The organism is Comamonas sp. NyZ500 (assembly GCF_016772095.1).
Lineage (GTDB): Bacteria > Pseudomonadota > Gammaproteobacteria > Burkholderiales > Burkholderiaceae_C > Comamonas > Comamonas thiooxydans.
The window spans coordinates 1-3,831 of the sequence record NZ_JAEIJE010000044.1 but is presented as its reverse complement, the minus strand read 5'-3'; the positions used below and the strand labels follow the sequence as shown (position 1 = coordinate 3,831).

Sequence of the window (3,831 nt, the reverse complement as noted above, 5' to 3'; positions counted from 1 at the left end):
CAGCCTCGACCAGCTCGCCATCTCAAGCCTCATCCTTCATGTGCATACAAGCGGTGAGCGGTAAGTTCGGTGGATTGCGTTGACGGGGGGCTGAATAGATACGTTTGCCCATCAGGGGATTCACCGTGCAGGGCCAGGCATTGGGCGGGAGATGGGGTTTTTAGAGGCTCCCGTAAGTGCTATGTAAGCAATTAGTCCATATACTAATAAACAAAAAACCGGAGACAACTCATGTATAAACTAAAGCCCAATCCATTTACGCGTAGAAGTTTATTCAAATCGCTGGTTACAGTTGCAGTACTTTCTGCAAGTCTGTCAGGTTGCGGTGGAAGCAACGATAACGCCAACGCATTAGAGAGCAAATTTTATGCATCATGGACAGCTTCGATGTCTGATGCGACCCAAGTGTTACCTGGTGCGGCGCCTGCAGCCTCACAGTCTTTCAACAACCAAACAGTTCGCCACGTGTTAAGACTGTCGCTGGGCGGCAACACATTGCGTGTCAAGGTGTCCAACCTTTTCGGAAAATCCCCCATTACTTTTACTGCCGTACGAGTGGCGAAAAGCACTGGGCAGTCGAATATCGACGTTAGCACCGATAAATCAGTAACGTTCAACGGTCAAGCTTCTGTTACTTTGGAAGCCGGAACTGAATTAGTAAGCGATGCCGTTAACTTGGAAGTCGCACCGCTGACAAATATCGCTGTCTCAATGTACTTTTCTAGTCCAACTGCAATGCCCACAGTGCATGCGCTAGGCGTGCAGACCGCTTTTATAGGCGCAGGAAATCAAACCGCTGCCACGTCAATATCTGCAGCAGCGGCAGACCAAAGTCAGTCGTACTACGGCCTGACTGCCTTGGAAGTTTCCAGCATCCAAAAAACCAATGTGGTTGTCACCTTTGGTGACTCAATAACCGATGGCTACAAGTCCACAGTAGATGCAAGCAAGCGTTATCCAAATCAGCTGGATGATCGCTTGAAAACGGCCGGATTTTCTCGCATTGGCGTGGTCAATCAAGGTATTTCTGGTAACCGCTGGCTGAACGATTTTTCCGGTCCAAGCGGCACTAGCAGGTTCGACCGTGACGTATTAAACGTCACCGGTATAACGCACGCGATTATTCTTTTGGGAGTTAATGATTTAGGATTTTCAGCTTGGTTAGCACCGACACAGACAGTGACTGCGGAACAAGTTATCGCAGCCATGACTACGGCGATTGTCAAAGCCAAGGCGAAAGGAATAAAAGTCTTTGTCGGAACCATTATTCCTTTTAAAGGAGCAAGCATGGGTTATTATTACACAGACGCTGCAGAGGCAAAGCGACAAACAATTAACACTTTCATCAGAAATTCTAAGGAAATAGATGGTGTTATTGATTTTGCCGATGCATTGAAAAATCCTGCTGATCCATTAACCATTAACCCTATCTATGATAGCGGCGACGCTTTGCACCCGAACGATGCAGGCTATGAAGCAATGGCAGCGGCAATTGATCTTAGCAAGTTACAATAGTATTTTTCGGCAGGGGAATCATCAGCAGCAAGGATATTCTCCTGTCATATTTACAATAAAAGATTTGCTTACGATCTATGGTCGTATAGAAATCTGAGGTACTGTTGGGAGCCTCTAAGGAATCGCTGCACAATTCGGCCCGAAACCTGCATGCATGAAGCACCATGAAGCATCGCCCGCATCCACCCCAGCAGTTGAGCTTTGCCAGCTACGAGTTCGCGCAAAAGAAGCGGGTGACGCGGCGGGAGAAGTTCCTGGGCGAGATGGAACAGGTGGTGCCGTGGGAGGCGCTGCAGGCGTTGATCGAGCCGAAGTACCCCAAGGCCGGACGGGTTGGACGCCAGCCCATCGGGGTGGCGCGCATGCTGCGGATGTACTTCCTGCAGCAGTGGTTTGGCCTGGCCGACGAGGCATTGGAGGACGCGATCTACGACAGCCAGGCGATGCGGGACTTCGTGGGCATTGACCTGTCGCGCCAGGGCGTGCCCGACGCGACGACGCTGCTGAAGTTTCGGCGACTGCTGGAAGAACACGAACTGACGGCGAAGTTGTTCGAGGGCATCAACGCACACCTGGCTGAGCGCGGGCTGCTGCTGCGCGAGGGCACGATGGTGGACGCCACGATCATCGCGGCGCCACCGTCGACGAAGAACAAGGCGCACGAGCGCGATCCCGAGATGCACCAGACGAAGAAGGGCAACGCCTGGCACTTTGGGATGAAGGCGCACATCGGTGCCGATGCCGACTCCGGGCTGGTGCACAGCCTGCACACCACTGCGGCCAACGAGAGCGATGTGGCGCATACCCATGAGGTGTTGCACGGGCAGGAGAGCCAGGTGTTCCTGGATGCGGGCTACACCGGCGTGGCCAAGCGCGAAGAGGTCCTGCAGGCGCAGGCCGAGGGCAAGATCCGCAGCGACATTCAATGGAGTGTGGCCAAGCGGCGCAGCACGATCACCAAGATGGCCGAGGGCACCGTCAAGACGCTGACGCAGGCCCTCGAGCGGGTGAAGGCACAGATCCGGGCGCGGGTGGAACACCCGTTCCATGTGGTGAAGAACCTGTTTGGCCACAAGAAGACGCGTTACAAGGGCTTGGCCAAGAACAAGGCGCAGCTGTACAGCCTGTTCGGGCTGGCCAACCTGGTGCTGGCGAAAAAGCGGCTCATGGCTTTGCCGGCTGCAGGGATGAGTGCGCCTTGAGCGCAGACAACGGCCCCGAAAGGGGTGAAAACCGGGGCTTTGAGCCTGAAATCGAGACGAAAAGACGCTGAATCTTTCGTATCGCAAAAATCAAGTCGCTGCAGCGGGGCAGCGATGCTGGGAGGCGGCATCGTTCAGCGTTTCCCTAGCTTCACAGGGTGCCCGAGCTTTCCCCTACGAATTGTCGTCATCGACCGGCGCTTTGCTGACAGTATTGTTATTCTCCAGCAGGGTCGTCGTGGCTAAAACACGTCAGGCTGCATGAACAGTTATTTCTTAATGCGCTATAACATTTAGAAAAAATTAATCGACCTCATGGGCTACAACCATTCTGCTGGAGAAATTTATGCAATCTTTGCTCGATGAACGTGAAATTTTGAACCAACTTGCAAGATTTGTAAGGATGCTTGACCAAAGAGACTGGGATGCACTTCCGAATATTTTTTCGGAGGATGTTGTGTTTGATTATGCAGAGGGCGTTGAGCGAAAGGGGCTAACTCAGATGAGAACGCGCATCTCCGGATTTCTTGTCAATTGTGGACCTACTCATCATTTGCTCGGCTCGATTATTGTTGAGGTGCAAGGCAACACCGCGCTGACAAAAGCCTATATTCAATCGCGACACCAAGGAATGGGTGACCGCAGCAACCTTTATTTCGACGCGAACGGTGAGTACATTGACCATTGGGAGCGGCGTGATGTGGGTTGGCGGATCGTCAAACGCCTAGCGGTAAGCATGTTTACAGAAGGTGATCCGAGAGCAATGGGTTCCGATCAATCTATCAACTAGTGTCCTGTCCCGCTGATACGTGAGCAAAGTCGATGGAGCTTTTCGAGGATCGAATCAGCGGTGGCCGTCCACTTGAATGGCTGGCAGTTTGCGTTGTGGGCGGCGACGAAGTGATCGATGCGTTGTACGAGCTGCTTGACGCTGGTGAAGGATCCGCGGCGAATGGCCTTGTCGGTGATCAGAGCAAAGAATCTCTCGACTTGGTTCAGCCACGAGCTGTAGGTCGGGATGAAGTGCATGTGCCATCCAATCCACCGAACTTACCGCTCACCGCTTGTATGCACATGAAGGATGAGGCTTGAGATGGCGAGCTGGTCGAGGCTG

Annotated in this window: 3 protein-coding genes and 1 pseudogene; 3 read left to right on the top strand and 1 reads right to left on the bottom strand. The window is 52.9% G+C overall.

All coding sequences use genetic code 11. From position 1 onward, the window contains the following. Positions 1–231 precede the first annotated feature (231 nt). The 3 genes from JAO85_RS25390 (at position 232) to JAO85_RS25380 (ending at position 3,507) form a co-directional block, all read left to right on the top strand. The gene (locus JAO85_RS25390) at positions 232–1,515 is read left to right on the top strand and encodes an SGNH/GDSL hydrolase family protein (protein WP_202789293.1); all 1,284 of its coding nucleotides are present in this window, start codon (positions 232–234) and stop codon (positions 1,513–1,515) included. 164 nt (positions 1,516–1,679) lie between these two features. Further along, entirely contained in the window at positions 1,680–2,717 is a 1,038-nt protein-coding gene (locus JAO85_RS25385; RefSeq protein WP_202789292.1) for an IS5 family transposase, read from the top strand. A gap of 346 nt (positions 2,718–3,063) precedes the next feature. Further along, positions 3,064–3,507, top strand: a complete 444-nt coding sequence (locus JAO85_RS25380) for a nuclear transport factor 2 family protein (RefSeq protein ID WP_202789291.1) — start codon at positions 3,064–3,066, stop codon at positions 3,505–3,507. Here the strand turns inward: JAO85_RS25380 and JAO85_RS25375 are convergent. After that, positions 3,504–3,752 (bottom strand): annotated as a pseudogene (locus JAO85_RS25375) (IS630 family transposase); the annotation flags it as partial. The gene JAO85_RS25380 and the pseudogene JAO85_RS25375 sit on opposite strands and share 4 nt — an antisense overlap. Positions 3,753–3,831: the final 79 nt, after the last annotated feature.